The organism is Pseudomonas sp. NFACC46-3 (genome assembly GCF_900114515.1).
Classification (GTDB): Bacteria; Pseudomonadota; Gammaproteobacteria; order Pseudomonadales; family Pseudomonadaceae; genus Aquipseudomonas; species Aquipseudomonas fluorescens_Q.
Genome location: NZ_FOTH01000001.1, coordinates 417,362 through 442,313, shown reverse-complemented (window position 1 = coordinate 442,313; position 24,952 = coordinate 417,362). Strand labels below are relative to the sequence as shown.

19 protein-coding genes and 2 pseudogenes are annotated in these 24,952 nt (G+C 59.4%); 11 read left to right on the top strand and 10 right to left on the bottom strand.

The features are described 5' to 3' along the window. Positions 1 to 15 precede the first annotated feature (15 nt). From BM300_RS01810 to BM300_RS01780, 8 genes and pseudogenes are all read left to right on the top strand, one after another. Complete coding sequence (locus BM300_RS01810) at positions 16 to 2,145, top strand: chemotaxis protein CheA (protein ID WP_092461831.1); 2,130 nt, start codon at positions 16 to 18, stop codon at positions 2,143 to 2,145. Positions 2,146 to 2,166: 21 nt separating this feature from the next. After that, positions 2,167 to 3,708 (top strand): annotated as a pseudogene (locus BM300_RS31585) (methyl-accepting chemotaxis protein); the annotation flags it as partial. Positions 3,709 to 3,720: 12 nt separating this feature from the next. Next, positions 3,721 to 4,557 (top strand): annotated as a pseudogene (locus BM300_RS31580) (methyl-accepting chemotaxis protein); the annotation flags it as partial. A 3-nt stretch (positions 4,558 to 4,560) separates the two neighbouring features. Then, on the top strand, positions 4,561 to 5,073 hold the full coding sequence (locus tag BM300_RS01800) for a chemotaxis protein CheW (RefSeq protein WP_063321782.1): 513 nt from the start codon (positions 4,561 to 4,563) through the stop codon (positions 5,071 to 5,073). A gap of 75 nt (positions 5,074 to 5,148) precedes the next feature. Next, on the top strand, positions 5,149 to 5,673 hold the full coding sequence (locus tag BM300_RS01795; RefSeq protein WP_063321781.1) for a chemotaxis protein CheW: 525 nt from the start codon (positions 5,149 to 5,151) through the stop codon (positions 5,671 to 5,673). Next, on the top strand, positions 5,670 to 6,473 hold the full coding sequence (locus BM300_RS01790) for a CheR family methyltransferase (RefSeq protein ID WP_092142317.1): 804 nt from the start codon (positions 5,670 to 5,672) through the stop codon (positions 6,471 to 6,473). Before BM300_RS01795 ends, BM300_RS01790 begins: the two co-directional genes overlap by 4 nt. Before the next feature lie 61 nt (positions 6,474 to 6,534). Next, entirely contained in the window at positions 6,535 to 6,987 is a 453-nt protein-coding gene (locus BM300_RS01785) for a chemotaxis protein CheD (RefSeq protein ID WP_086936772.1), read from the top strand. Beyond that, complete coding sequence (locus BM300_RS01780; RefSeq protein ID WP_092142314.1) at positions 6,984 to 8,060, top strand: protein-glutamate methylesterase/protein-glutamine glutaminase; 1,077 nt, start codon at positions 6,984 to 6,986, stop codon at positions 8,058 to 8,060. Before BM300_RS01785 ends, BM300_RS01780 begins: the two co-directional genes overlap by 4 nt. A 15-nt stretch (positions 8,061 to 8,075) precedes the next feature. Here BM300_RS01780 and BM300_RS01775 read toward each other — a convergent pair whose 3' ends face one another. Next, entirely contained in the window at positions 8,076 to 8,705 is a 630-nt protein-coding gene (locus tag BM300_RS01775) for a response regulator (RefSeq protein ID WP_092142311.1), read from the bottom strand. Further along, positions 8,702 to 11,698 (bottom strand): sensor histidine kinase, encoded by a 2,997-nt coding sequence (locus BM300_RS01770; RefSeq protein ID WP_256572642.1) that lies wholly within the window; start codon positions 11,696 to 11,698, stop codon positions 8,702 to 8,704. The genes BM300_RS01775 and BM300_RS01770 overlap by 4 nt, the downstream gene beginning before the upstream one ends. Before the next feature lie 203 nt (positions 11,699 to 11,901). Here BM300_RS01770 and BM300_RS01765 point away from each other — a divergent pair, with 203 nt between their 5' ends. Together BM300_RS01765 and BM300_RS01760 are read left to right on the top strand one after the other, a co-directional pair. Beyond that, entirely contained in the window at positions 11,902 to 14,802 is a 2,901-nt protein-coding gene (locus BM300_RS01765) for a sensor histidine kinase (protein WP_092461829.1), read from the top strand. Continuing rightward, a complete protein-coding gene (locus BM300_RS01760; RefSeq protein ID WP_092142299.1) occupies positions 14,787 to 15,848 on the top strand; it encodes an HD-GYP domain-containing protein in 1,062 nt (353 codons plus the stop codon). Before BM300_RS01765 ends, BM300_RS01760 begins: the two co-directional genes overlap by 16 nt. Before the next feature lie 56 nt (positions 15,849 to 15,904). On the opposite strand, the gene BM300_RS01755 is transcribed toward BM300_RS01760, so the two are convergent. From BM300_RS01755 to BM300_RS01720, 8 genes are all read right to left on the bottom strand, one after another. Continuing rightward, positions 15,905 to 16,978: a polyamine ABC transporter substrate-binding protein gene (locus BM300_RS01755; RefSeq protein WP_092221699.1), complete on the bottom strand. Its 1,074-nt coding sequence runs from the start codon at positions 16,976 to 16,978 to the stop codon at positions 15,905 to 15,907. Positions 16,979 to 17,022: 44 nt separating this feature from the next. Continuing rightward, complete coding sequence (locus BM300_RS01750) at positions 17,023 to 17,364, bottom strand: cupin domain-containing protein (protein WP_092142294.1); 342 nt, start codon at positions 17,362 to 17,364, stop codon at positions 17,023 to 17,025. Continuing rightward, the gene (locus BM300_RS01745; protein ID WP_092461827.1) at positions 17,361 to 18,785 is read right to left on the bottom strand and encodes an NAD(P)/FAD-dependent oxidoreductase; all 1,425 of its coding nucleotides are present in this window, start codon (positions 18,783 to 18,785) and stop codon (positions 17,361 to 17,363) included. The genes BM300_RS01750 and BM300_RS01745 overlap by 4 nt, the downstream gene beginning before the upstream one ends. Positions 18,786 to 18,842: 57 nt before the next feature. Beyond that, the gene (locus BM300_RS01740) at positions 18,843 to 19,643 is read right to left on the bottom strand and encodes a helix-turn-helix domain-containing protein (RefSeq protein ID WP_092142288.1); all 801 of its coding nucleotides are present in this window, start codon (positions 19,641 to 19,643) and stop codon (positions 18,843 to 18,845) included. A gap of 221 nt (positions 19,644 to 19,864) precedes the next feature. Continuing rightward, the gene (locus BM300_RS01735) at positions 19,865 to 21,556 is read right to left on the bottom strand and encodes a thiamine pyrophosphate-binding protein (protein WP_092461825.1); all 1,692 of its coding nucleotides are present in this window, start codon (positions 21,554 to 21,556) and stop codon (positions 19,865 to 19,867) included. Between the two features lie 135 nt (positions 21,557 to 21,691). Then, positions 21,692 to 22,447 carry a molybdopterin cofactor-binding domain-containing protein gene (locus BM300_RS01730; protein ID WP_092461823.1) on the bottom strand — a complete coding sequence of 252 codons (756 nt, stop codon included), beginning with the start codon at positions 22,445 to 22,447 and terminating at the stop codon, positions 21,692 to 21,694. Positions 22,448 to 22,729: 282 nt separating this feature from the next. Beyond that, positions 22,730 to 23,734 carry an aldo/keto reductase gene (locus BM300_RS01725; RefSeq protein WP_092461821.1) on the bottom strand — a complete coding sequence of 335 codons (1,005 nt, stop codon included), beginning with the start codon at positions 23,732 to 23,734 and terminating at the stop codon, positions 22,730 to 22,732. Between the two features lie 102 nt (positions 23,735 to 23,836). Continuing rightward, positions 23,837 to 24,397, bottom strand: coding sequence for a PaaI family thioesterase (locus BM300_RS01720; protein ID WP_092142276.1), 561 nt, complete (start codon positions 24,395 to 24,397; stop codon positions 23,837 to 23,839). A gap of 59 nt (positions 24,398 to 24,456) precedes the next feature. On the opposite strand from BM300_RS01720, the gene BM300_RS01715 reads away from it, so the two are divergent. Then, positions 24,457 to 24,912, top strand: coding sequence for a MarR family winged helix-turn-helix transcriptional regulator (locus BM300_RS01715; RefSeq protein WP_060742910.1), 456 nt, complete (start codon positions 24,457 to 24,459; stop codon positions 24,910 to 24,912). The last annotated feature ends 40 nt before the right edge of the window (positions 24,913 to 24,952 follow it).

Sequence of the window (24,952 nt, the reverse complement as noted above, 5' to 3'; positions counted from 1 at the left end):
GCCATGAGTTCACCCATGAATCTGGATGACGTGCTACGAACGTTCATCGCCGAAAGCCAGGAGCTTTTGCTGCTGATGGAGGAGGCGTTGCTGCAGATCGAACAGGCGCCGGATGATGTCGACACCATCAACGCCCTGTTTCGCGTCGCCCATACCATCAAAGGTTCTGCCGGCCTGTTTGGCTTCACGCCGATCGTTGCCTTTACCCATGTGGCAGAAAGCGTGCTGGATCGGGTCCGTGGACATGAACTGCGGGTGGACGAATCGCTGAGTGCCTTGTTCCTGGACGTGCGGGACCACTTGTGCACGCTGATTGAATTGCTGGCCAGCCACGGTGACCTGCAAGGCATGACCGCAGAGCACGAGCGGCTGGGAGCGGCATTGGTCGAGCGTCTCAACCGCTACCTGGAACCCAGTCCAGAACCGGTGCAGTCCCTGGCAACGTTCGAACCGCTGCAATCGACTTGCGTCATGCATTGGCATATCTCCCTTCGCCTGTGTCCCGACGTTTTGCGCAACGGTATGGACCCGCTGTCGTTGTTGCGTTACCTCAACAGTTTCGGCCAGATCAGCGCGGTCGTGTGCATCACCGAGGGCATGCCGGATATCTCGGCGATGGATCCGGAAACGTGTTACCTGGGATTTGAGCTGGGGTTTGTCAGTGACGCCGACCAGGCCACCATTGAAGGGGCCTTCGACTTCGTTCGTGAGGGCAGTCAGATCTGCGTGTTGCCGTGCAACGGTGACCTGACCGGCTTGCGGGCTTTGATCGGTCGTCTCGACGCCGAGCCCGATGCCATGGTCGAGGCCTTCATCGCCTGTGGTTCCGTCACCCGTGAGGCCTGGCTGGCCAGTCCTTCTTCTGGCGAGTCGACAGCCATTGCGGTTGCCCCCGTGGCACCAGACCAGGCAGCCCGCGAGGACGTCACCAAGAGTCGGGGGGCAAAAGAGGCCCGTCCGGCCGAAGGTAATCTGATTCGGGTCGACGCCGGAAAACTGGATCAATTGATCAACCTGGTGGGCGAGCTGATCATCGCCGGCGCTGGCGCCAATCTGGGGGCCATCCAAAGCGGCATTGGCGAGTTGATTGAAGCGACCAGCTCGCTCTCGCGTCTTGTCGAGGAGGTGCGCGACTGCGCCCTGACCCTGCGGATGGTGCAGATCGGCGGCACATTCAACCGCTTCCAGCGGGTGGTGCGCGATGTCTCCAAGGAACTGGGCAAGGACATTGCCTTGCAAGTACTCGGCGCCGAGACCGAGCTGGACAAAACGGTAGTCGAACGCATTGGCGATCCCCTGACCCACCTGGTGCGCAACGCCATGGACCACGGCATCGAATCTTCCCAATTGCGCCGAGACCGTGGCAAGCCGGAGCAGGGCACAGTTCGCCTCAACGCTTATCACGAGGCCAACAGCATCGTCATTGAAGTCAGCGACGACGGTGGTGGCCTGAACAAGCAACGCATCCTGGCCAAGGCGATGGAACGCGGTCTCGTCGCCGAAGGGCAATCGCTGACCGATGGCGAGGTTCTCAATCTGATTTTCGAGCCCGGCTTTTCCACTGCCGACCAGGTCAGCAACCTGTCCGGACGCGGTGTGGGAATGGATGTCGTCAAACGGAACATCGTTGCCCTGCGCGGCTCGGTCAATCTGGAAAGCGAAGAGGGCGTAGGCACCACGGTGCGTATCCGCCTGCCGCTGACCCTGGCCATCATCGATGGCTTTCTGATCGGGGTAGGCAATGCCTCTTATGTCGTGCCGCTGGACCTGGTCGAGGAGTGCATCGAGCTGTCGACCGACGACGGCAGCAGTCAGGACTTCCTGGACTTGCGAGGCTCGGTTCTTCCAGTCCTGCGCCTGCGCGAGATGTTTGCCATCGACGAGCCTAACCATGGCCGTGAAAACATCGTGGTCGTGCATTACGCGGGGATGCGGGTGGGCCTGGTCGTCGATCAATTGCTGGGAGAGTTCCAGACGGTGATCAAGCCGCTGGGCAAGATTTTCGGTACGGCCCATGGATTGGGCGGCTTCACCATCCTGGGGAACGGAGCAGTAGCGTTGATCCTGGATATTCCCAAACTACTCGGGCAAGTCGCCAGCCGGCAGAAACACGGTATGACCCTCAGCCCTGAATTGACTCAATAGTTCTCCCTGGAGTACAGCATCATGACCGTCAAAAAAAATATCTCGCTGCTGGTCGCCTCAGCCCTGTTGGGCATCCTGATTCTGGTCAGCCTCAGTCTTTACCTGATGGGCGGGGTCAGGAGCACGGCCAGCTATGCGCAAGTCAACACAGTGCCCAGCCTGCAGTTGCTGGATCACGTGGCCCTGGCCCTGGCGGACAGCCACAGCCGGCAATGGCAGAGTCTGTCCGGAACCGCCGGAAGTCCCCAGCAAAGCGACAAGGAAACGGTGCTCCAGGCGCTGGATCGCTACCAGAAAGAGTTCGTCTCCGATGATCATGATGCGACGCTGCTCAGCGCCTTGCGCAGCACGGTCAATGAATACAACCGAGGCACGGAACGTTTCGATAATGCCCTCAAGAATGCCGTCCCTGAAGCCCGTAGTCTGCTGCTCGACCTGGAGGTGACGCGCGAAAAGGTCACTTCCGCCTTGAACGATATCCGTCAGTACAACCTGGACCTGGGGCGCAAGAATGCGGCGGTCGCGGCATCGACCGAACAGACGGCGATCTACAGCATCGCGTTGGTCGGCGGCGCCACCTTGCTGGTCATCTGCTTGCTCGGTTTCTTCCTGGTACGCCGGCTGCTCCACACATTGGGTGGCGAGCCCGATGATCTCCGGCGGGTGGCCGAGCGGTTGGTGGCCGGGCAACTGGATGTGCAGGGCGGCAACAATGGCCCTGAACGTACCGGGCTGATGGGCTCCCTGGACCGGCTGAGCGGGACCTTGAACCAACTGATCAGCGAAATGAATCACATGTCCGCAGAGCACGACAAAGGCGACATCGACGTGCAGATCGATGCGGCACGCTTTGCTGGCAGCTATGGACTGATGGCCCAAGGCATCAACGATATGGTCAGTGGGCATATCAGCGTCAAGAAGCAAGCCATGGCCTGCATCAAGTCGATCAGTGAGGGCGACCTGCAGGCGTCCCTGCAAGCGTTCCCCGGCAAGAAAGCCTTTATTAACGTCACCATCGAGCATCTTCGCAGCACCATCACGGCGTTGATCGAAGAGATGCATCACATGTCGGACGAGCACGAGAAAGGCGACATTGATGTGCAGATCGACGTACAGCGATTCCAAGGCTCGTACCGTCAGATTGCCCAGGGCATCAACGACATGGTCAATGGTCACATCAGCGTGAAGAAACAGGCCATGGCTTGCATACGTTCCTTCGGCGAAGGTGACCTGTCGGCACCCCTGGCCCAGTTCCCGGGCAAAAAAGCCTTTATCAACGACAACATCGAGCAACTGCGCCGCAACGTCCAGGCGCTGATCGAAGACACCCAGATGCTCAGCGAGAATGCGGTAGTCGGTCGGCTCGATACCCGTGCGGACAGTACTCGCCATCAAGGGGATTTCCGCCGCATCGTGGCGGGGATCAATAGCACGCTGGACTCCATCGTTGCCCCTCTCAACGAGGCGATGGAGGTCATGGTGGCCCTGTCCGGTGGTGACCTGACCCGCAGCGTCAAAGGTGATTACCAGGGCAGCCTGCAAGACCTGAAGCACGCGGTCAATGAAACGGTGAGCAAGCTTTCGCAGATCATTGGCGAGGTGCGCAGTTCCGCCGATTCGCTGTCCAGTGCCTCGGAAGAGATTTCCGCCACGGCCCAAAGCATCAGCCAGTCGGCTTCGGTACAGGCGGCGTCGGTTGAAGAGACGTCGGCGTCGATGGAACAGATGTCGGCGTCGATTTCCCAGAACACCGAGAATGCCAAAGTGACCGATGGCATGGCCGGCAAGGCGAGCAAGGAGGCAAGCGAAGGTGGACAGGCCGTCAAGGACACCGTCTCGGCCATGAAAACCATCGCCGAGAAGATAGGAATCGTTGATTCGATTGCCTACCAGACGAACCTGCTGGCGCTCAACGCGGCCATCGAAGCGGCCCGTGCCGGCGAGCATGGCAAGGGCTTCGCGGTTGTCGCCGCTGAGGTGCGCAAGCTCGCCGAACGCAGCCAGGTCGCGGCACAGGAAATCGGCCAGGTGGCCAAAAACAGTGTTGCCCTGGCTGAGCGGGCCGGCAACTTGCTTGATGAAATCGTGCCTTCGATTACCAAGACCTCTGATTTGGTTCAGGAGATTGCCGCTGCATCCGAAGAGCAGTCCATCGGCTCGGAGCAGATCAATACCGCCATGTCGCAGATGAGCCAGATCACTCAACAAAACGCCTCTGCGTCCGAAGAGCTGGCTGCTACCGCCGAGGAAATGAGTAGCCAGGCCGAGCAGTTGCAAGAGTTGATGGGCTTTTTCACCTTGCAGGGTCGGGTTGCGGTTTCCGCCGTTCCACGGGCCGCTTCCTCCAGTCTGGGCGGCATGCAAAGCAGTGAGCATGCCCAGGAAGGCGGTTTCATTCGCTTCGGGAGTTGAGACATGGAACCTGCAGTCTTGAGCCATTTCGAGCATGCGCAGCAGAATCCGTGTGACAGCGAATTCCTGCAATTCCTGACGTTTGTATCCGCCAGGGAGGTCTATGCGATCGATACCTTGTGCGTGCGAGAAATCATCGAGTACGGCCAGGTTACGAGCGTACCGATGATGCCGGATTTTATCCGCGGAGTGATCAATCTGCGCGGTTCGGTGGTGCCGGTGATCGATCTGCAGGCGCGCTTCAGCAAGGGCGCCACGCAGCAAGGCAACAGAACCTGCATCGTTATCCTGGAACTGGTTCAGGAAGACGAGCCGCAAGTGCTGGGTATCGTGGTCGACTCGGTGAGCGAGGTGATCGAAATCGAGTTGGCCGACATCAAGGCCGCTCCGGCGATCGGAAACCGGATCCGTGAAGACTTCATTCGAGGGATGGTCAAGGTGCGAGGTGCGTTCCTGACTGTGCTTCAGATCGACCAGGTGTTGTGTGTCAGTGAGATCGCTCGCCAGTTGCACTGAGTTGTAGCGCTCAGGCATGCCTACGTTGTCTTGAGATGGATGCTGCCGTCTACGGTGGATCCCTAGGAGTGAACCATGTCCATATCTGCCTCGCGCCTGCCTGCCCCGGGGACGGCAGCGCCACAGTACCTGACCTTCAGCGTGGGCCAGGAGATGTTCGCGGTAGGCACCCTGTGCGTACGGGAAATTGTCGAATACGGACCGATTACGCCGTTGCCGATGGCGCCAGCGAAGGTTCGCGGCATCACCAATCTGCGCGGAGCGGCCATTCCTGTGCTGGACCTCGGGCTGTGTTTTGGGGGCGTCCAGACCCTGGAAAACCCACGTACCTGCATCGTCATGCTGGAGGTCCACGGCAGCGGCGGCGCAGGCCTGGTGGGCATCATCGTGGATGCAGTCAGCGAAGTGCTGGAGATACCGGCCGAGCAGATCGAGCCGGCACCGGCACTCCAGGGCCGCCTTAGTCCTGCATTTGTGGTGGGAATCGGCAAGCTCAGTGACCGTTTCGTCTTGTTACTGGACATCGAGCACATGCTCAGTAGCGAGGACTGGTCGGCGCTGCTCCCTTCGAACATCAACGCCGACGGGCTAAGACCATGAACGTCGTGCTCTCCGACAACGAGTTCCAGCAGTTTCGAGCAATGATTCATGAAATCGCCGGGATCAGCCTATCCGTTGCCAAGAAACAGCTGGTCAGCGGCCGCCTGGCCAAGCGCTTGCAGTTTTTCAACTTGACCACCTACGGCAGCTATTACCGCTTGTTGATGAAGGACCGGACCGAGTTGCAAATGGCAGTGGACTTGCTGACCACCAACGAAACCTACTTTTTCCGCGAACCCAAGCATTTTGAGTTTCTGCGCGACGTGGTACTTCCCGAACTTCGTGGCAATGCCCCGGTACGTATCTGGAGTGGTGCCTGTTCCACGGGGGAAGAACCCTACACCCTGGCCATGGTGCTGGCCGACAGCCTGGGCACCCGGCCATGGGAGATCCTCGCTTCCGATATCAGTAGCCGGGTGTTGGAAAAAGCCCAAAGCGGACGCTACCCACTGGACGGTATCCGCGGCATTCCCGAGGCGTTGTTGAACAGGTACTGCCTGAGGGGTGTGGGCAGCAACAACGGCATTTTCATGGTCGACCGCGCGTTGGCGTCACGGATTACCTTCACTTCGATCAACTTGAACAATGCGCTGCCTTCGGTAGGGCAGTTCGACGTGATCTTCCTGCGCAATGTGATGATCTATTTCGATAACCAGACCAAGTCTGAAGTGGTGAGGCGCTTGAGCAAACACCTGCGGCCAGGCGGCTACTTCATCGTGAGCCATTCGGAAAGCCTGAATGGCATCAGCGATGAATTGCAGTTGGTCAAACCCTCTATCTACCGCAAACCGGACGCTTGAGATGGTTCAGGTGACCGAATATTTCCTGCAGCCCGGTGATGTGGCGTTCGGAGGACGCCAAATGCGCTTATGTACCGTGCTGGGGTCTTGTGTCGCCCTGGTGTTTTGGCATCCGCAACGCTTGTTGGGCGGCATGTGTCATTTCATGTTGCCTCGTCGGGGCGGGCGCGGCGCGGGACACCTGAACGGTCGTTACGCGACGGATGCGTTGTTGCTGTTGTTCGAGTGCATTCATCAGGCGGGCGCTCGGCCCGAGCAGTTTGAAGTGAGTCTTTTTGGCGGGGCTGACATGTTTCCCGGGGTGTATCGCGGTGACGCTACCGGGATCGGCCAACAGAACGTCAATGCCGCCAGGAGCCTGATCCAGGACCATGGGTTGCAGTGCCGGGCCTATCACGTCGGTGGCCAGGGGTATCGCCACCTGGTGTTCGATGTAGGCACTGGATGCCTTCAACTCAATCATGCCGACTCGGTACGCAAAGTATTCGAGTCGCCCAAGAGTAAAGCCATATGACGGATATCAAGGTCTTGATCGTGGATGATTCCGCCGTGGTGCGCCAGGTGCTGAGTGCAGCCCTGAACCAGGCCAGTGGAATCCAGGTTATCGACGTCGCCGCCGATCCGGTGTACGCCATGGAGAAGATGAGCAGGCAATGGCCTGACGTCATCGTGTTGGACGTCGAGATGCCACGAATGGACGGCATTACCTTCCTGAAAAAACTGATGGCGCAGAAGCCTACGCCGGTGGTGATCTGTTCGACGCTGACCGAGAAGGGCGCCAAGACCACCTTGCAGGCACTGGCGGCTGGTGCCGTCAGTATCGTCACCAAGCCGCAATCCAACCTTCGACAGTTCCTGACCGAAAGTGCGGACGATCTGATCCAGGCCGTCAGGGCCGCGGCAAAGGCCAACCTGCGGCGGGTAGCGGGCGCCCGGGCGCCTGTCGACGTACCGCCCCGGCTCAGTGCCGACTCGATTCTGCCCCCTGCGTCCGTGGCCATGGTGCGCACGACTGAAAGTATCGTTGCCATCGGTACTTCCACCGGCGGCACCCAGGCCCTGGAACAGGTACTCCAAGGATTGCCGCGGGTGTGTCCGGGCATTGTCGTGGTGCAGCACATGCCAGAGAAATTTACCGCCGCATTCGCCGAGCGCCTCAATCACGTTTGCGAAATCGAGGTTCGCGAGGCGGTACAGGGTGATCGCATCATTCCCGGGCGGGCGCTGATCGCACCGGGTGGCACCCATATGCTGGTCAAGCGCAGCGGTGCCCAGTACCAGGTGGATATTGTCCAGGGACCTCCCGTCAGCCGACATCGACCCTCGGTGGATGTCCTGTTCCGTTCGGTCGCACGCAGCGCCGGCAGCAATGCCCTTGGAATCATCATGACGGGCATGGGCGATGATGGTGCTCGTGGCCTCAAGGAAATGCGCGATGCCGGCGCCAGGACCCTGGGGCAGGATGAAGACTCTTGTGTGGTGTATGGCATGCCACGCGAGGCCTTCAAGCTGGGCGCGGTCGAGCGCGAGTTGCCACTGGAGCAGATTGCTTCGGCCATCCTTGGCGTTCGCGGACATCAGCCCTGAGATCGTGCCGTCGTTTCAGACCAGTCCTTCGTTCAAGGCGTAGCGCACCAGGTCTGTGCTGGTGGCAAAGCACATCTTCTCCATCAGCCGAGTCTTGTGGGTGCTGACGGTTTTATTGCTGATCACCAGTTGTTCGGCGATTTGGTTGACGCTCAGCCCTTGAGCCAGCATGCGCAGGATCTGGAATTCACGCGAGGTCAGGCTCTGCGAAGCGTTTTCGGGCGTTACGCCGCTGCTCTGAAGGGCGATCTGCTCGGCCAGTTGTGGATCGAGATAGCGCGCGCCGGTGCTCACCTTGCGGATCGCTGCCAGCAGCGCTTCCGGGTCGCGGTCCTTGGTCATGTAGCCCGAGGCGCCGGCGCGTAGCGCACGTTGGGCGATGTGGGCTTCATTGTGCATGCTCAAGATGAGCATCGGCAGCTTGGGGTAATGGGCGTGGATACGGCCGATCAGATCCTCGCCACTTGAACCGGGCATGGTCATGTCGAGCAGTAGCACGTCGATGTCTGTGTGGCGCAGCAACTCCAGGACCTGGGCACCATTTTCCGCCTCCGCCACTACGGCGATATCCTTTACCAGCGCGAACAATTGCTTGAGGCCTTCGCGCATGATCGTGTGATCGTCGGCCACCATTAAACGGATCATGAGTCGTGACTCCTTGAGACAGGTACGCGCAATTGAACGGTAGTACCGCTGCCGATGCTGCTGGAGATGGTGGTGGTCCCTCCCAAAGTCAGGCCCCGTTCGCGCATGCCCAGCAAGCCGAGGGTCCTGGACGATTGTTCACGTTGCTCGAAGCCTTTGCCGTTGTCGGCGATTTCCAGCGACCAGCCATTGTCGCCTTGCTCAAACGTGATATTGACCCGGGTGGCTTCGGCGTGCCGGGCAATGTTGGTCAGCGACTCCTGGGCGATTCTAAATGCGGCGGTTGCGCTGGCATCGTCCAGGCGAATTGTCGGCGGATGAATCTGCAGGTTGCAGTCGATGCCCCATTGCTGCTTGAAGGTGTCGGTCAGCCATTCCAGGGACGCGGCGATACCCATGTTGAGGATGGAAGGGCGCAGGCTGGTGGAAATATTTCTCACCACCTGCACCGTCTGGTCGATCAGTTGCAGCAGGCGTGCGACTTGTTCACTGAGCTGGGGCAGTTGTTCGCCGTACTGGAAGCGCAGCAGCGAAGTGCCCATGCGGATTGCGGTCAGATGTTGCCCGAGCTCATCGTGGATCTCCTGGGCGATCAGCTTGCGTTCCTCTTCCCGCGCACTTTCGCGGCTGGACATCAATTGGCGCAGTTGCTTGTTGAGCGATGCCAGGCGCAGTTCGGCCAGGCGCAGCTGTGATATATCGCGAACGACCGCCAGCACGGTGGCAATTTTCCCCTGGATGTCCTGCTCGGGAACGAGGCTGATGTGATAGACGCGTTGCAGTCGATGCTGCTCGGTGAGCACATACTCATGCTCCAGGGGCTGGCCCTTTTCCACGGCTTCGATGACGGCTGCATGGAACAATTGGCTCTGCAGGTTTTTCGGCAGAATTTCGAGCAGGTCCTTGTGCAGCAAGTCGATTTGCGGGCGATCCAACCAGGTTTCCAGCGCCGGATTGATGAACAACAGTTCACCCGTTCGACTCAGGCGTGCAATACCATCTGGAGAGTTCTCAACCAGTGTGCCGATTTCCTGCTGCCGGGCCAGTTCGTTGCGCTGCGCTTCCCGGATATCGGTGATGTTGCGAGCAATGCATACCAGGCGATGCAAGTGCCCATTTGAATCGGCGACGGGCACCAGATTGAAATGCACAACGAGTGAGCGCTGACCGCAAGGCAGATGCGCATCCAGTTCGATGGGCGCGCCCACGGCAATGCAGTGCAGACAGATAGCCTCGACAATACTTGCGGCTTCTTGCTCCAAGCATTGGCCCAACGGTTGGCCGATCATGTCCGAATGGCTCTTGGCGAGCATCTCGCACAGCTTCGGATTGGCCTCCAGGCAACTGAGTTGCTGGTCGGCATCCACCGCGAGCAGGCAAAGCATGTCTTGTGAATGGTCGAAGACTTCGCGGTAACGACGTTCGCTTTGGGCCAGGTGGCTGTGGGCTGAGCAGCGTTCCCAGGCGATGGCAGCGATATGACTGGCCATTTGCGCATGCTTGCGGTCCTGCTCGCTCAGTGGGGTGTCGTCACCGACGAACAACAGGATGGCGCCCAGCGTGACGCCGGTCTTATTGATCACCGGTTCTACCCAGCAACCCCGGTAGCCTGCCTGCAAGGCGGGCTGGCTGAAAGCGAAGCCCGAGGCATCGCTTCTCAAATCGGCGATGAAACGATGGTGTTCGAACAGCTCGGGATGTCGATCGAGATCTTCGGCCAGGCAGGTTGCAATCGAGGGCGTATCCGTAGGCGGCGCGCCAGGGGAGTCGTCGCCAGGGATAGCCTTGAACGCCATGGCGTTGTGAAACTCGGGTGTCAGAATATCCAGGTAGGCGCCGAGCAGGGGCAGCACCTCCAGGAGAGAGTCGTGGGTGACCATCTTCTGGAAAATGGCCGAGCGCGCATTCTCGGCGCGCTCCTGCCGGCGCAACGCACTGATATCCTGGGCGGTGACCAGCACCCCGCACAGCTTGCCTGTTTCGTCATGCTCCGGGGTCAGGTTGCACAGGAAATCCATGGAACGACGTGAATGCGAGTCCTTGTTTTCCAGCAGAAACGTGTTCGCTACGCCGGTTGATAACGTGAGTTCCACCTGCGTGCGAAAGTACTCGTCGAGCTGATTGGGCGTCGAGGCGCGTTCGGTGATATGAGTGTTGGGAAAACCTCGGGCGCGTTCAAGCTCTGGATTGGCATAGATCTGTTGTCCTAGCCGGTTGTAGCGAAGGATGATGTTTTGTGAGCTTTTGGCCAGTGAGAGGTACTTCTGTTCGTTATTGAACAATGCCTGGCGCAAGGCGAGATGTTCACTGATGTCTTCCAGCTGCGATACGAAGTAAAGTGCTTCAGCATCAGCGTTACGGGCGATGCCCACGGTCAGGCGTGCCCACAGCGTGCTGCCGTCCTTACGGATGTAGCGTTTTTCCAGTGTCAGGCTTGCGCGGTGTCCCTGGATGAGCCTGTGCAATTCTTCCTTATTGAGGTCGGCGTCGTCCGGATGCGTCAAACGCTGGAAAGAGGTGGCGCGAAGTTCTTCTTCGGTGTAGCCAAGCATCTGGCACAGCATTCGATTGGCCGCGATCCATTCACCGCTCATCCGCAACAAGGCCAGGCCCGTGCCGGCGGAGTCGAACGCCAAGCGATAATCCTGTTCGGCAAGATGGATGTGTTCGGCGCGGTGGATCTTTACCAGGTAGGTGGATTGTTGCGCTTTGTAGTCGAGCTTCACACTCAGCGTGTCGCCACCGGCCGACATGCCCTGGAAATGCCAGCTACCCTTGAGTCGGGCATGGGTGATGTGCTGTTCAAACATCAGCGGCTTGAGGGAAAACAGGGAAGGCAAGGGAACCAGGAATGCGGCGGTCTCGCTTAGCCCCAGCAATCCGCTGGCGCAGTCGTCCATAATGAGCAGGGCCCCCTGGGCATCCAGCAACAAGACACCCACGTCATCCGCACCCTGCGTGTCCGGTGTTGCTACCGCAATGGCTGAATCCATTCGTCCATCCTCTGGTAACCCGCTCTTGAGCATAGCTTAAAGTCTTGAGAGCAAAATCCAGTGTTCGACTATGGTCATAAGGCTGCTCACGGTTTTTTGTCCGCGGACGAAAGGAGCAGGGTTCCCTTGGACAGATATCAAGGATGAGACCACAATGATGTCATTGTGATATCGAGCGTGTGGCCAGCGCAACGAGCGTGCCTATGCAAGCAGCTTCAAAGAAGAGGGTCAGTTTGCGCAGATGGATCTGGCGGGCATTTGCCAGTACCAGCCTGTTGCCGCTCGTCTTGGTAGAAGGCGTGCTGATCACCACTTACTTCATCACGAACCAGTCCATTCGAAATTCCCAGATCGAGCACCTGCATCAAAGTGCAACTCGCGACATACAGGTATCGGTTCAGCAGAATGCGCTGTTGGTGCAAGGACAATTGGAGCAGGTTCACAAAGCGATCAGTCTTTATGCCAAGTCCACTGAGCATGAACTCACCGAAAACCAGCCTCCCGTGGCGGCATCGCTTGCAGTAAGTGCCGATGGTGTCCGCTACAGCGCAGCGAACGACGGGGCGTCCGCCTCGTATTATTCGAATGTCACCCCGCTGCAAAAGCAGGACCTCTACAAGATATCGCTGCTGGCGAACCAGGACTTCATGATGAAGCAGTTGAAGGACGGGGATCCTCTGATTGCCAGCATCTATTTCAATACGTGGGACAGCTATAACCGGATTTATCCCTGGTTTAATACGCTTGAGCAGTACCCACATGATATGGACATCACCCAATACAACTTCTACTACTTGGCCGATGCAAAACATAATCCTGATAAAAAAGTAGTCTGGACGGATGTCTACCTGGATCCCGCCGGCCAGGGGTGGATGATGTCTGCCATTGCGCCGGTCTACAGCGGCGACTTCCTGGAGGGCGTAGCCGGGGTCGATGTAACGGTCGACGGGATCTTGAAGCAAATCGAGCAGTTGAAGATGCCTTGGGGTGGCTACCTGATGCTGGTCAACAATAAGCTCGATATCATGGCCGTGCCCAAGGCGGGGCAACGTGATTTTTCCCTGCGAGCCGCCGAGAACCAGCCCGCTGGAGAGCCTGTCGATCACGAGCGCTTGCAATCGCCGGATTTGAACCTCACTCGTTATCCGGACCTCGCCAGTCTCAATAAGAACTTGCCGGGCCATCCAGAGGGCATCGTTGCGCTGACGTTGAATGGACGGCCTCATCTGGTCGCCTGGAGTGGGATCCCCACCACCGGCTGGCTCTTGTTGGCGGTAGTGGACGAAGCCGCGGCCATGCAGGAAACCAATCTGCTGGCCAGTCATTACCGCGATGTGGGGTACTTGTTGATCGCGGGGCTGGTGGTGTTCTATGCCTTGTTCTTTGCCTTCATGTGGTGGCGTACGCGTGACCTCAGTCGCCAGTTGAGCACACCGGTGCAAGGGGTCTCACGCATGATGCGAGAGATCGGCCGGGGTAACTGGCAACCAGCGGCAAGTCCTTCCGATATCACCGAACTGTGGTCAATGTCCAACCAGGCACTGGGGATGGGCAGGCAGCTGGCCCAGGCCGAGTTCATTCGCAGCTCCACACAGCAACGTCTGGAGTTGGTCATGGAGAGTTTTGCCGAAGGGCTCTGGGAGTACTACCCGAAACGGCAGCGTTTTATTCTCAAGGGTGCCCTGTGCCAGCGCTTCGGTTTTGCCGCCAATGAAGTGCCCATGGCGACATTGCTGCAGAGCATTCCCATTGAGGATCGGCAAACCTTCACCCAGTTCCTGGAAGAGGCCAGGGGCAGTGCAAGCGTGGCGCCGGAAGTGGAGTTCCGGATCAGGGACGTGCATGGAAAGCTGATCTGGATCCTTTGCCGGGGCCGTACGCTGGAATCCTCCCGGCTGGAGGATTCCAGTGTCGTGGTCGTGGCGTGTGTCGACATCACGACACTCAAGCAGACCCAGTTGGATCTGCGGGAGAAAACCCTGGAGGCAGAGGCCGCCAGTACCGCCAAGTCCAAATTCATCTCCAGCATGAGCCATGAGCTGCGGACGCCATTGAATGCGATCTACGGGTTTGCCCAGTTGGGGCTCATGCAGTCGCCTGCCCCGGCATTGGAAGAGACGGCCAACCTGCAGGAGATCATCAAAGCCAGTGAGCACCTCATGCAGTTGGTGGACGATCTGCTTGATCTCTCCAGCTTGCAGGCCGAGAAACCCCTGCTCGATCTCAAGCCCGTACACGTGGCAAGCCTGTTATCCAGCTGCGCTGACCTGGTCCAGCAGCAAGTCGCAGCGCATGGCCAGACCTTGCACATCAATGCTCCTCTGGATACATGGCATGTCTGGGCGGATAAGCGCCGCCTCAAGCAGGTCCTGATCAATCTGTTATCCAATGCAATCAAGTACAACCGGCCCGGTGGAGACGTCACTCTGGGGGCTTCGGTTGTCGAGGACGGAGCCAGGCTTCGTCTTTATGTGACAGATACCGGGATGGGCATTTCCCCGGCTTTGCAGGGCGAGCTTTTCAGGCCCTTCCAGCGTTTGGGAAAAGAGAACTCGTCCATCCCGGGAACTGGCATTGGCTTGGTGTTGTGCCGAGACCTGGCGCTCCTGATGCACGGCACCATGGGCTTCGAAAGCGACGTCGAAGGGGGGACGACTTTCTGGATCGACATGTGCTCGGCGGCGCTTCCTGTGCCGGGGAACGCGTCCAAAGTGTCGACGATAGCCTTGCCACGCGTCCTGTTGGTGAGTAACGACCCTCAGGATGGTGACGTGGTTCGAGAGGCGTTGATCGGCGATTTTGAGTTGGATCGGGTCAATACCTTGGCCGATGCCAGTCTCGTGCTTGATGCCACGGCGGTCAGCGTATTGATCGTCGCCACTACCGACCCTGTACCCGTGCTGAACACTTTTTTCAGCGGCTTGCGCACGAGTATCCCAACGACTGCAATGTCGATCATCGTGGTCCGTGCGGCCGTCGATCACGCTTCGGTTGGCCACCTTGAATGCCAGGCCATCGTCGCTTCTCCATTGGAGAGGCAGAGTATTCGTAGTCTGGTCTTGACGCTCGCCACGGGGAGGGCGGATGTATGTTTGCCAAAGTAAATTCGCAAAGCAGGATCGTCATTATCGACGATGTGGCCACCAATCTCCGGCTTCTGGATTCATGCTTGCGAGCCGTGGGCCTGCAGAACATCACCACATTCAGCGACTCTGCCAAAGGACTGGACTGGTTGCTTGCGAACGCCTGGGACCTGCTGTTGTTGGACCTGGACATGCCCGCACCCGACGGCTTCGAGATCCTTGATCGCCTCAATACACGTGACCGCACGGAGTCACCGGTCATCATCGTGACGGCCTTGAGTGATCAGCAGAACAGGCGCAAAGGATTGGAAAGGGGCGCCAACGACTTCATCTCCAAACCCATTGATCTTCCTGAAGTGTTGCTCAGGGTGCGTAATTGCCTGGAGCTGGCGCAGGCGGCCAAGCTGCTGCGCGACGTCAATGCTGAACTCGAGCGCAAAGTGGAGCTGCGCACGGCCCAGCTGGCTTCCAGCTACAAGGCGATCAGCAGCAGCTTGAGTCGAGCAGCCAGCTATCGTGATGACGACACGGGGCAGCATATTATCCGTATTGGCGAGTCCGCGGCTTTGTTGGCCAAGGCTATCGGCATGCCCGCTCAATGGTGTGACCTCATGAGGATGGCTGCACCGATGCACGACGTTGGAAAAATTGGCATTGTAGATGCCATTCTGCAAAAGCCTGGAGCATTGACGCCGCAGGAGCGGGTGATCATGCAGGAGCATGCCCGCATTGGTTATGAAATCCTGCATGACCCAGAGGGTTCGCCGTTGACGGACCTGGCAGCGGAAATTGCCCTGTCGCATCATGAGCGTTGGGATGGCACCGGCTATCCAAAGGGATTGCGGGGCAAGGAAATCCCGTTATCGGCAAGGATTGTGTCGATATGCGATGTGTATGACGCCATAAGAATGCCTCGAGCCTATAAGCAGGCTTGGGATGTCGAGTGCTCAAGGCGTTTCATCACTGATCAAGCCGGTACCCAGTTCGATCCTTTCCTGGTGGACGTCTTTTGTAATCTCTTTGACGAAATAGATCGCTTGCGCCTGCCCGATGCGCGAGAGGGCTGATGAGACCCGGGAGATGTCGCCGATGATCCGGGTGTCTGCTTCATCGGCGACAGGTTTCATTGCCCGCTTTTAATCCGGCTCCAGACCCGTGTGCGCAGCCGGTCGTTCTCTAATGGCATTGCCTCCAGTACAAAGAGTTTTTTCATCACGCTGTCAGGCGGGTACACCATCGGGTCGTTGCGGATGGCCTTGTCGACCAGCCCCTCGGCGGCAGTGTTGCCGTTGGCATAGTGCACATGATTGCTGATGCCAGCCATGACCCTGGGGTCCAGCAGGTAGTTGAGAAATTCGTAGCCGGCGCCTTCATTCGGCGCATCGGCGGGCATGGCGACCATGTCGAACCACATCGGTGAGCCTTCCTTGGGGATGGCGTAGGCGATCTGCTGGCCATTCCCGGCCTCATTGGCTCGCGCTGCGGCCTGCATCACATCGCCGGAAAATCCTACGACCAGACACACGTCACCCGTCGCAAGGTCACTGGTGTACTTGGAGTTGTGGAAGTAACTCACATAGGGGCGCACCTTGAGTAGCAAGGCCTGCGCCTTCTCGTAGTCGGCCTTGTCCTTGCTGTGATGCGGCAGGCCAAGGTAGTTCAAGGCGATGGGAAGGATCTCGGGACCATTGTCGAGCATCGCCACGCCGCATCGGGCGAGTTTCTTCATGTTTTCCGGCTTGAACACAATGTCCCACGAGTCTATCGGTACATCGCCCAGGACCGCCTTGACCTTGGCCACGTTGTAGCCGATGCCGGTGCTGCCCCACAGGTAGGGAAAACCGTAGCGGTTACCAGGGTCATTGGCCTCCAGAACCTTCATCAGCGTCGGGTTGAGGTTGTGCCAGTTCGGGAGCTTGCTGCGGTCCAGCGGTTTGAGTGCGCCGGCCGTGATCTGCCGGGCCATGAAGTGGTTGGACGGAAACACCACGTCATAGCCTGAATGGCCGGCCATCAGTTTGGCGTCGAGCACCTCGTTGCTGTCGTACAGGTCATATTGGGTCTGGTGCCCGGTCTGGGTGGTAAAGTTTTGCAGGGTATCTGGAGCGATGTAGCTGCTCCAGTTGTAGATCCTGACGGTGTCTGCTGCCTGAGCGGTAGACGCGATCAACAGTAACGGAAAGATCGACTTCAACATGCGAGACCTCAACCTTTGTTCTAGGCGTTATGGATGAAGGCAGTTCAGAAAATCAGTACGTAGCTCTTGCGAACGGTTTCTTGTACATCCCAGATTCCCGCCGTGTTCGCAGGGAACATCAACGCGTCGCCGGCCTGGATATGTAGGGCCTCACCACCGTCCGGGGTGAAGGTGCAACGCCCCTGAATGAAATGGCAGAACTCCTGTTGCACAATCTGGCGCCGCCAGCGGCCGGGGGTGCATTCCCACACGCCGGCCTCGACGCCGTCGTCGCGCTCGACGCATGCCGTGGCAACCTGTGAAAGCGGCTCGCCCAGCGGTACACCAACAGCGCCAGGCTCACCGAGCGGCAAACGGGCGGTGTCGCGAAAATGATCGATCTTCATGCAAACGGCTCCTTGGACTTCATCAGACGTTCCATGCAACCGGCCAGCCCTTCAGCCATTCGGCGACGCCAGCGTGGCGCATGGAGGTTGGCCAATACCTGATCCTCGTGAACGAAGCTCTGGATAATGGCGTTGTAACCCAGCCAGCGCAGAGGCTCGGGCTCCCATCGTGGCAACGAGGCCAGGGGACGGTCATCCAGCACCCAGGGCTGGCGAGTCAGTTCGTTGTCCTGGCCAAGAATCAACGCTGCCACGGTTCGGCCGCCCAGATTGCTGGCGCCTACACCTTCACCTCCGTAGCCACCCGCCAGGGCGATCCGCTGGCGACGGTCGGCGAGCATGTGCGGGTGAAAGGACCGGGCAACCCCCAGATTGCCGCCCCAGGCATGGGTCAGGCGCACATTGCGCAAGATCGGAAAGAGTTCACTAAACAGGTGTTGCCGCAATGCTCGTTCGGCCTGAGTGAGGTTGAAGTCACTGCGCAGGCGACCGCCAAAGCGATAACCACCGCGGGCGCCAAACACCAGGCGATCGTCTCGGCTGCGCTGACCGTAGGTGACTTGTCGGCTGTTTTCGCTGAACGCCTGGCCACGGGTCAGGCCGATTTCGGCCCATACATCGGCCGGGAGCGGCTCAGTCGCAACGATCAGGCTTTGCGCGGCCAGTTGATGCTTGTTCAACGGGGGCAGGGTACTGGCATAACCTTCTACCGCCGGCACCACCCAATCGGCGCTCACCCGACCGTGCTCGGTTCGGACCAGGCCTGGCTTCCAGTCGAGCACTGGGCTTTGCTCGTAAATGCGTACACCCATCCGTTCGACGGCTTCGGCCAGACCCCGTACCAACCGTGCAGGCTGGATGGTCGCGCAGTGAGGTGAGTACAGGGCGCCGTACGCCTGGGCCACATTTAACTGTTCACGCAAGGCCCGGGGGCTCAACCAGCGGTAGTCGTCTTCACCCAGGCCTTGCCCGCGGACTGCATCGAGCTGTTCGCGCAGGCGCCGTTCTTGCTCGGGATAACGCGCCGCGCAGTACAGCACGCCGCCTTTGCGCAGTTCGCAATCGATGCCTTCGAGGTGGCACACGCGCGCCACCTCGTCGGGGATTGCATGCAGCAGTTGGTAGCCTGCGTGACGTTGCGCGGCAGGTAGTGGGCCCAGGAGCCGGTCTTCGCCCAGCAGGTTGCCCATCAACCAGCCGCCATTGCGACCGGAGGCGCCGAAGCCGGCAATCTGTGCTTCAACGATGACGATGTTCAGGTGCGGTGCTTGCTGTTTAAGGTAATAGGCCGCCCAGAGGCCACTGTAACCGGCGCCGATAATCACAACGTCTGCTTGCAGATCCTGATGCAACGCCGGGCGCGGCGTCAGCGCCTCGCCGAGTTGCTCCATCCACAAACTCACACCACCCCAGCCAGACATCCCATGCTCCATCGGTTGATTGCCGACAGAGATTAATGCGCTGTGACGGGGGCTGTGTTATCTGCGGGCACGCGCGCAATTGGCTTTCAACCACGCCTTGGGTGTGCAACCGGTGTGACTGCGGAAGGCCTTGTAGAACGCCGAGGTGGAGTTGAATCCGGCACTCGCCGCAAGGGCATCGATGGGCGCGTTTTCACCGTGATTGACGAGGCGCTCAAGCAGGTAGGCCAACCGGGCTTGGGTCACGTAGCGATAGAAGCTTTGCCCCAGCACTTGATTCAGCAGGTAAGACAGCTGATTGCGACTGTACCCGGTGGCGCTGGCAATCCGTGCGAGGTCCAGATCCGGGTCGAGGAAGGGCTGCTGGCGCGTAAAATAGTCGGCCAAGTCTCGCGCCATGAACGTCAGCTGACGCGCCGAGAGACCCAGTTTACTGATGGCGGGCGCGTGGCGCCCAGTCTGGGGCTCGCTGTCGCGCACCAGTGAGGCATATTCGTTTATACGAAGGATCAGGCCATCACATACCGTGATGGCTTCACTGGTGCGAAAAACCACCCGCTCGCCACTGCCTTTCAGCGCTGTCTGGTACTGGATGAATGCGGTACAGCCATCTGCACGGATGCGGTCGTTGTGTTCAAGATACTCATCGGGATGACGCGGCAACGTGCTGGTGATGTAAGCGCGCAACTCGGCCAGGCCCATGCTGCGGTTCTGGAAGAAATCGTTGTACTGCACTTGCGGGTGATACATCGCCAGAATCGCCTCCAAATCGCGGCGTTTCCACGCCATGTGGTAACGCAGCACCACTTCGCGGGTCAACGTTGTCTGTTCGGCGGTATCTGGCGGAGGGAGAGGCATTGGTTGACCGGCGTAGAGACTGGGCTGGCGCCAGTCTAGTCCTGCAGTGGCTCACTGAACAAATACAGCCGCCTCATACCTGAGCCCGCCAAGGGCTAGGCAAGCAAGTGCACGTGCATTTCCATGGCGGCATGAAGGCGTCGGATAATCAAACTCATCACCCATGATGCCGATCACGGTCGCCTGACGCAGGGCCGCAATAAGGTGAACGCCCGTTAGCTTCAAGCCATAATCGGTAATTCGATAAGGTTGGGGCGACCTGAGCGAATGCCATCCTCGACCGCTTCAGCAATATCCCTGGCGCGCTCGACCCTGCGCGAAGTAACCCCCAGGGAGGAGGCGAGGGCCTGGAAGTCGATGGCCGGGTCCCGGATGTCCATGCCGATGAACTGGTTCGTACCGGCACTTCGGTAGTGCGCCTGGTTACGCGCGTAGTTTTTCAGGATGTTGTATTCGCCATTGTTCATGACCACAAAGGTGACGGGCAAACGCTCGTGTGCCGCTGTCCAAAGCGCTTGGGGTGAATACATCGCCGAGCCATCGCCGACCAGGCAGACCACCGGGGTGCGGTCCAGGCCAAGGGAAGTACCGACAGCCGCCGGCATGCCCCAGCCGAGGATGGCGCTGCGCGTAAACAGGTACTGGCGGGCCGAATGCGAATCCAGGCAAGCACGCACATGAGCGATGGTGACCGGTGCTTCGTCGACGATCCACACATCAGGGCCGATTGCCCGGACAGCTTCATGGGCCGCAACGAAAGGCGTTGTCACGGGCCCATTGAATTCGCGCTTCGCGCGCTCGGCCACTTCGATTCGGCGGGTACCGCGCTCGCGTGCAGCGACATTTCGCAGCGTCGCGATTGCCTGGCTGTGCGGGGCCAGTGCCTGATCCAGTAATGGCAGCAACAATTGCAAGGACAGCTTGATGTCGCCTATCAATCCCAGCGCCGTTCCATGCACTCTGCCCAGTTGGTGGCCATCGCCGGTCAATTGAATGAGACGGCAATGAGGGGGGATCGCCGGGCCTTGCGAGTATTGGTAACTGATCAGCGAATGGCCGCCGAGAAGCAAGACCGCATCGAAGTCAGCGAACGTTTCGCGGATATCGGCAGCTTTGGGTGGCAAGGCTCCGCGCCATTGAGGATGAGCGGTGGGGAAGGGGATATGCCCGGGCCAGGATGGCCCGAAGACCGGCGCGCCAAGTGCTTCGGCGAGGCTCACCGCTTCCACTTGGGCATTCGACTGGAATACCTCTTCCCCGACGATAATCGCCAGACGGCCGGGGGTAACCGTCGATAAGGCGTCAGCCAACGGGTCAATCGCCGCAGTCACCGCACCTCGTTCGATTCGCGACGGCTGGCCAGCATCGGCATCGGTGTGCTGCTCCATCACGTTGATCGGTAGCGAAAGGAAAACCGGGCCGGTCGGCCCTGTGCGGCAATCTTGAAGAGCGCGACGCAACAGCATCGGGATATGTTGGGGGTGCTGGATTTCCTCCGCCCATTTGACGCTCGGTCGGGCCAGGCTGACCAGATCACCATGAAGCAGCGGGTCGGTCACGCCATGGCGGGTATCCTGTTGGCCCGCAGTGATCACCAGCGGCGTGTTCGCCATCTTCGCGTTCAGGATGGCGCCCATCGCATTGCCAAGGCCTCCTGCTGTATGGAGGTTGACGAAACCGGGGCGGCCGGAGGCCTGGGCATAACCGTCGGCCATCGCCACGACGGAGGCCTCCTGAAGGCCGAGCACGTAGTGAATATCGGAGACGCCCGAGAGCGCATCGAGCAAAGGCAACTCCGTTGTTCCCGGATTGCCGAACACATGGCGGACGCTTTCGCTGTGCAGTACTTTCACGAGCAGGTCCGCGCCGCGTTGCCCACGGATGCTGGACGGGACACCGGGAGTCGAAGGCATGGCGCGAAATCTCACTCAGTTGGAAGAAATACTTTACCCAGCTTTTGTGGCCATCGGATTGCCAAATGGTAATGAACCACCCGTGCGGCGCCGCTGAAAGCCCTGACGCTGGGGTTATTTGAAGCCGGCAGTGACTTAACGTCCGCCCATTCTTTCGAGGGATTGGCTTTTGAGTGGCAAATCGCTGGTACGCTTGTCCGAGGTTTTGCGAATCGCATTGCACAAGGCCCGGACGATGGGTACGTAGCTCAGCTGGCTGGGCTGGCAGGCCTGGAGCGCACCCGTAGGGTTGATCAAATGTACCGCGATGTGGCCTGGCAGCCATGAGACGAGTGGCCAGCGGGGGCGTTGGGCGATCGTCGGGCACAGATCCGCCGCCGTCATATCAAATTCAGAAGATGCCACGAATGCGACCCCCATCAGGCACGCGCCTTCAAGCTGGGCGCGTAGGCGACCGGGGTTTTCTACAGCGCCCAGGTCAGCGACAAATACCGTGTCATGCACAATCAAGCGCCCCTCGTCGCTCAGCTCGACATCAACTACCGCGGCCATGCAAGTCTGCGCATCGTAGTGTGCGGCGATGCCCTGGGTTCGGCAACCGCCTGAGGGCTTGCCCCAATGGCTTCTCGTGGCCGCTTCAGTGATGACGCTACGCATTCGCCGGGCATCGAAACCTGAGCGTTGCGCGGCGCCGTCGGCCCGTGTTGATACCGAATCGATCAGGGAAAGCAGGTAGTCTTGTTGATCGAGCCTGCATGCAGGGTCCTGTGCGGCCATGAATCGCTGTTCGGCGCGCAGGCGAAGCAACAGGTCTTTGCGGTTCAGGATACCGCCTGGCGATGGCCAGATGAATTGATCAAGCGCGCTGTCGTGCCCGTCAGGGTGGTTCATTTGCGTTTCTCCTTCCGCCTGATGACAAGAGCTCCGGCAAAAAGCAACCAAGGGTGCGGAATCTCTGGTTAAGCCAGGTTCCTGCGGGAGCGGGCAGGCTCGCTCCCGCAGGTTCACGCTGGCGCCGCAGGAGCAATCCTGGCATTACTTTAGGCGCAACGATCTGACGTCAGGGTGACGGGAGGCTGACAGGAACATGTCAGGCAATAAAGGGGGCCGGGCAGGTGATGCATACAGTTGAGTCTGGCCTTCTTGTCGTCGGCTTGCATCACCCGCCCACGTTCAAGCCACGATCTGCGCTGCTGCGCGAGCCCAAGGGGTCGCTGTCCTTGCAGGCATCGAAGGTGACAAGCTGCTAACGGTGTCGAGCCGATGAATCTGTTCGGCTGACAGTTCAACCGACAGGGCGGCGAGGTTGTCGGCCAATTGCTCGACCGAGCGCGGGCCGATGATGGGCAACGACCCGTGCGTGCCGGACCAGGCGATGGCGACCTGACCGGGGCTGACGCCCAGTTCGTTGGCGATGGCGATCACCGTATCTAGGACCTGTGTACGCTGCTCGCTATTCTCTGCCTGGAACACCTTGCCACCGAGGCCCTCGGCGCGTCCTTTCTCGCCCTTGCGGTACTTACCGGTCAGCATGCCTCCGCCGAGTGGCGACCAAGTGACGATACCCAATCCCAACGCCTGCGAAGCCGGGAACAGATCAGCCTCGGGCTCGCGGTGGACCAGGCTATGCTCGAATTGCGCCGCGGCGATCGGCACCGAGTGGGTGAGCTCGGCAAGGGTGACCGCACGCGATAGCCGCCAAGCAGGGAAGTTGGAGAGGCCGGCATAAAGGATCTTGCCCGCACGGGCAAGATCCTCGAACCCACGGACAATTTCTTCGGTGGGCGTGACATCATCCGGCCAATGCGCCCAGTAGAGATCGATGCGATCGCTTCCGAGTCGCTTCAGGCTTGCCTCTACCGAGGCCACCATGGCTTTACGACTATTGCCGGTGACGAGGCGATCAGCATTGGGCTGTGCGCCTCGGGTGTACTTGGTCGCCAGGACGAAATTCTCGCGCCGGCCCTTCAGAAGGGTCCCGAGCAGCTCCTCGGATTGTCCGAACTGGTAGATATCGGCCCCATCGATGAAGTTGCCGCCGGCCTCCGCGTAGGCATTAAAGATTGCCGTGCTGACATCGGGATCCGCGCCGTAGCCCCAGCCCGTGCCAAAGTTGCCTGTCCCGAGCACGACCTGGGACACACTCAGTCCTGTTTTGCCGAAGGATGCATATTTCATGTTTTCACCATTGATCAAGTCGGGATGGTATTTTCAGACAGTGCCGGCGCAAAGGCCTGGGCGTCGCGTGTTTCGCGGGTAACGGGTGCGCCAGGATCGGTCTCAACCTTGGCCATGAGAGATCCCCTGTGTGGCTGCGGGATGATCGAAGATCAGGCAGGTGGTCGTCGCGTGCGCGTACAGTTTGCCGTCGGGGCCAATGATCCGGCCCTCGGCCGTCGCCACTGTACGCCCCGCATGGATGACCTTGCCCTCGGCACGCACCAACGGGACCTGGTCGTTCAGGGGGCGCACCATGTTGACCTTCAGCTCCAGCGTGGTGTAGCCCTTGCCTGCGGGCAAGGTCGAGTGCACCGCGCAACCTACGGCCGAGTCGAGCAGCGTAGCGAACCATCCACCGTGGACGGTGCCCAGTGGGTTGTAGTGCCTGCGCTGTGGGCGACCTTGAAAGACGGCAATGCCGGGCTCCATGTGAATCGGCACGAAATCGAGCGTGTCGCCGATGGGTGGGGGAGGCAGTTCTCCAGCAAAGATCGCTTCGAACACTTCCATGCCTGTTCGACCGGCGATCTGATCCTGCGGCGCGGTATCGGCGACCAGCAAGCGCGCACGAACCGATTTTTCCTCCGCGTTCCAGTGAGCAACGACCTGATCGACTTCCATCGGCATTTCCTTCTCTCCAGACAATTGCATATACAAATATTGCAGGTACAATATACCCCATGAAAAATACTATCAAGCCACAGGGCTGCACCAATCTGAAGCTGCGCCAGCTCAATCGCATGGTGACGCGTCACTACGACCGCTACGTCGCCGAGTCCGGCCTCAAGAACACGCAGTACGCACTGTTGTCGCATGTCGTCAGGCTGGGGCCTATTCGGCCGAGTGACCTGGCCAGGCAAATGCAGATGGATAATTCGACCTTGACTCGAAACATGCAGTCCCTGACCACTCAGGGGTGGTTGGAGATTGGTGCAGGAGGCGATGCCCGCAGTCGCCTTGTCGAAGCGACCGAGGCAGGACGCGTAAAGCAAGCCGAAGGCCAGCGGGCCTGGAAGGAGGCACAGCGCGCGCTCAATGGTCTACTCGGCGTGGAGCGCGTGGCTGTATTGCACGAATTGCTCGACGCATGCATTGCGAGCCTTGACGACGATCTTGATGAATCCCCATCAGAATGACTCGCCAGCTTGCTTGAGCGATACACCCCATCTCGGGTGT

Coding starts and splice junctions, on each gene's coding strand:
- BM300_RS01720 (WP_092142276.1), bottom strand. CDS start 24,397: ATGGAAGTCGATCAGGTCGTTGCTCACTGGAACGCGGAGGAAAAATCG.
- BM300_RS01750 (WP_092142294.1), bottom strand. CDS start 17,364: ATGAAGATCGATCATTTTCGCGACACCGCCCGTTTGCCGCTCGGTGAG.
- BM300_RS01795 (WP_063321781.1), top strand. CDS start 5,149: ATGTCCATATCTGCCTCGCGCCTGCCTGCCCCGGGGACGGCAGCGCCA.
- BM300_RS01770 (WP_256572642.1), bottom strand. CDS start 11,698: ATGGATTCAGCCATTGCGGTAGCAACACCGGACACGCAGGGTGCGGAT.
- BM300_RS01730 (WP_092461823.1), bottom strand. CDS start 22,447: ATGAACCACCCTGACGGGCACGACAGCGCGCTTGATCAATTCATCTGG.
- BM300_RS01715 (WP_060742910.1), top strand. CDS start 24,457: ATGAAAAATACTATCAAGCCACAGGGCTGCACCAATCTGAAGCTGCGC.
- BM300_RS01800 (WP_063321782.1), top strand. CDS start 4,561: ATGGAACCTGCAGTCTTGAGCCATTTCGAGCATGCGCAGCAGAATCCG.
- BM300_RS01785 (WP_086936772.1), top strand. CDS start 6,535: ATGCGCTTATGTACCGTGCTGGGGTCTTGTGTCGCCCTGGTGTTTTGG.
- BM300_RS01735 (WP_092461825.1), bottom strand. CDS start 21,556: ATGCCTTCGACTCCCGGTGTCCCGTCCAGCATCCGTGGGCAACGCGGC.
- BM300_RS01740 (WP_092142288.1), bottom strand. CDS start 19,643: ATGCCTCTCCCTCCGCCAGATACCGCCGAACAGACAACGTTGACCCGC.
- BM300_RS01755 (WP_092221699.1), bottom strand. CDS start 16,978: ATGTTGAAGTCGATCTTTCCGTTACTGTTGATCGCGTCTACCGCTCAG.
- BM300_RS01765 (WP_092461829.1), top strand. CDS start 11,902: ATGCAAGCAGCTTCAAAGAAGAGGGTCAGTTTGCGCAGATGGATCTGG.
- BM300_RS01725 (WP_092461821.1), bottom strand. CDS start 23,734: ATGAAATATGCATCCTTCGGCAAAACAGGACTGAGTGTGTCCCAGGTC.
- BM300_RS01780 (WP_092142314.1), top strand. CDS start 6,984: ATGACGGATATCAAGGTCTTGATCGTGGATGATTCCGCCGTGGTGCGC.
- BM300_RS01810 (WP_092461831.1), top strand. CDS start 16: ATGAATCTGGATGACGTGCTACGAACGTTCATCGCCGAAAGCCAGGAG.
- BM300_RS01775 (WP_092142311.1), bottom strand. CDS start 8,705: ATGATCCGTTTAATGGTGGCCGACGATCACACGATCATGCGCGAAGGC.
- BM300_RS01745 (WP_092461827.1), bottom strand. CDS start 18,785: ATGTCTGGCTGGGGTGGTGTGAGTTTGTGGATGGAGCAACTCGGCGAG.
- BM300_RS01760 (WP_092142299.1), top strand. CDS start 14,787: ATGTTTGCCAAAGTAAATTCGCAAAGCAGGATCGTCATTATCGACGAT.
- BM300_RS01790 (WP_092142317.1), top strand. CDS start 5,670: ATGAACGTCGTGCTCTCCGACAACGAGTTCCAGCAGTTTCGAGCAATG.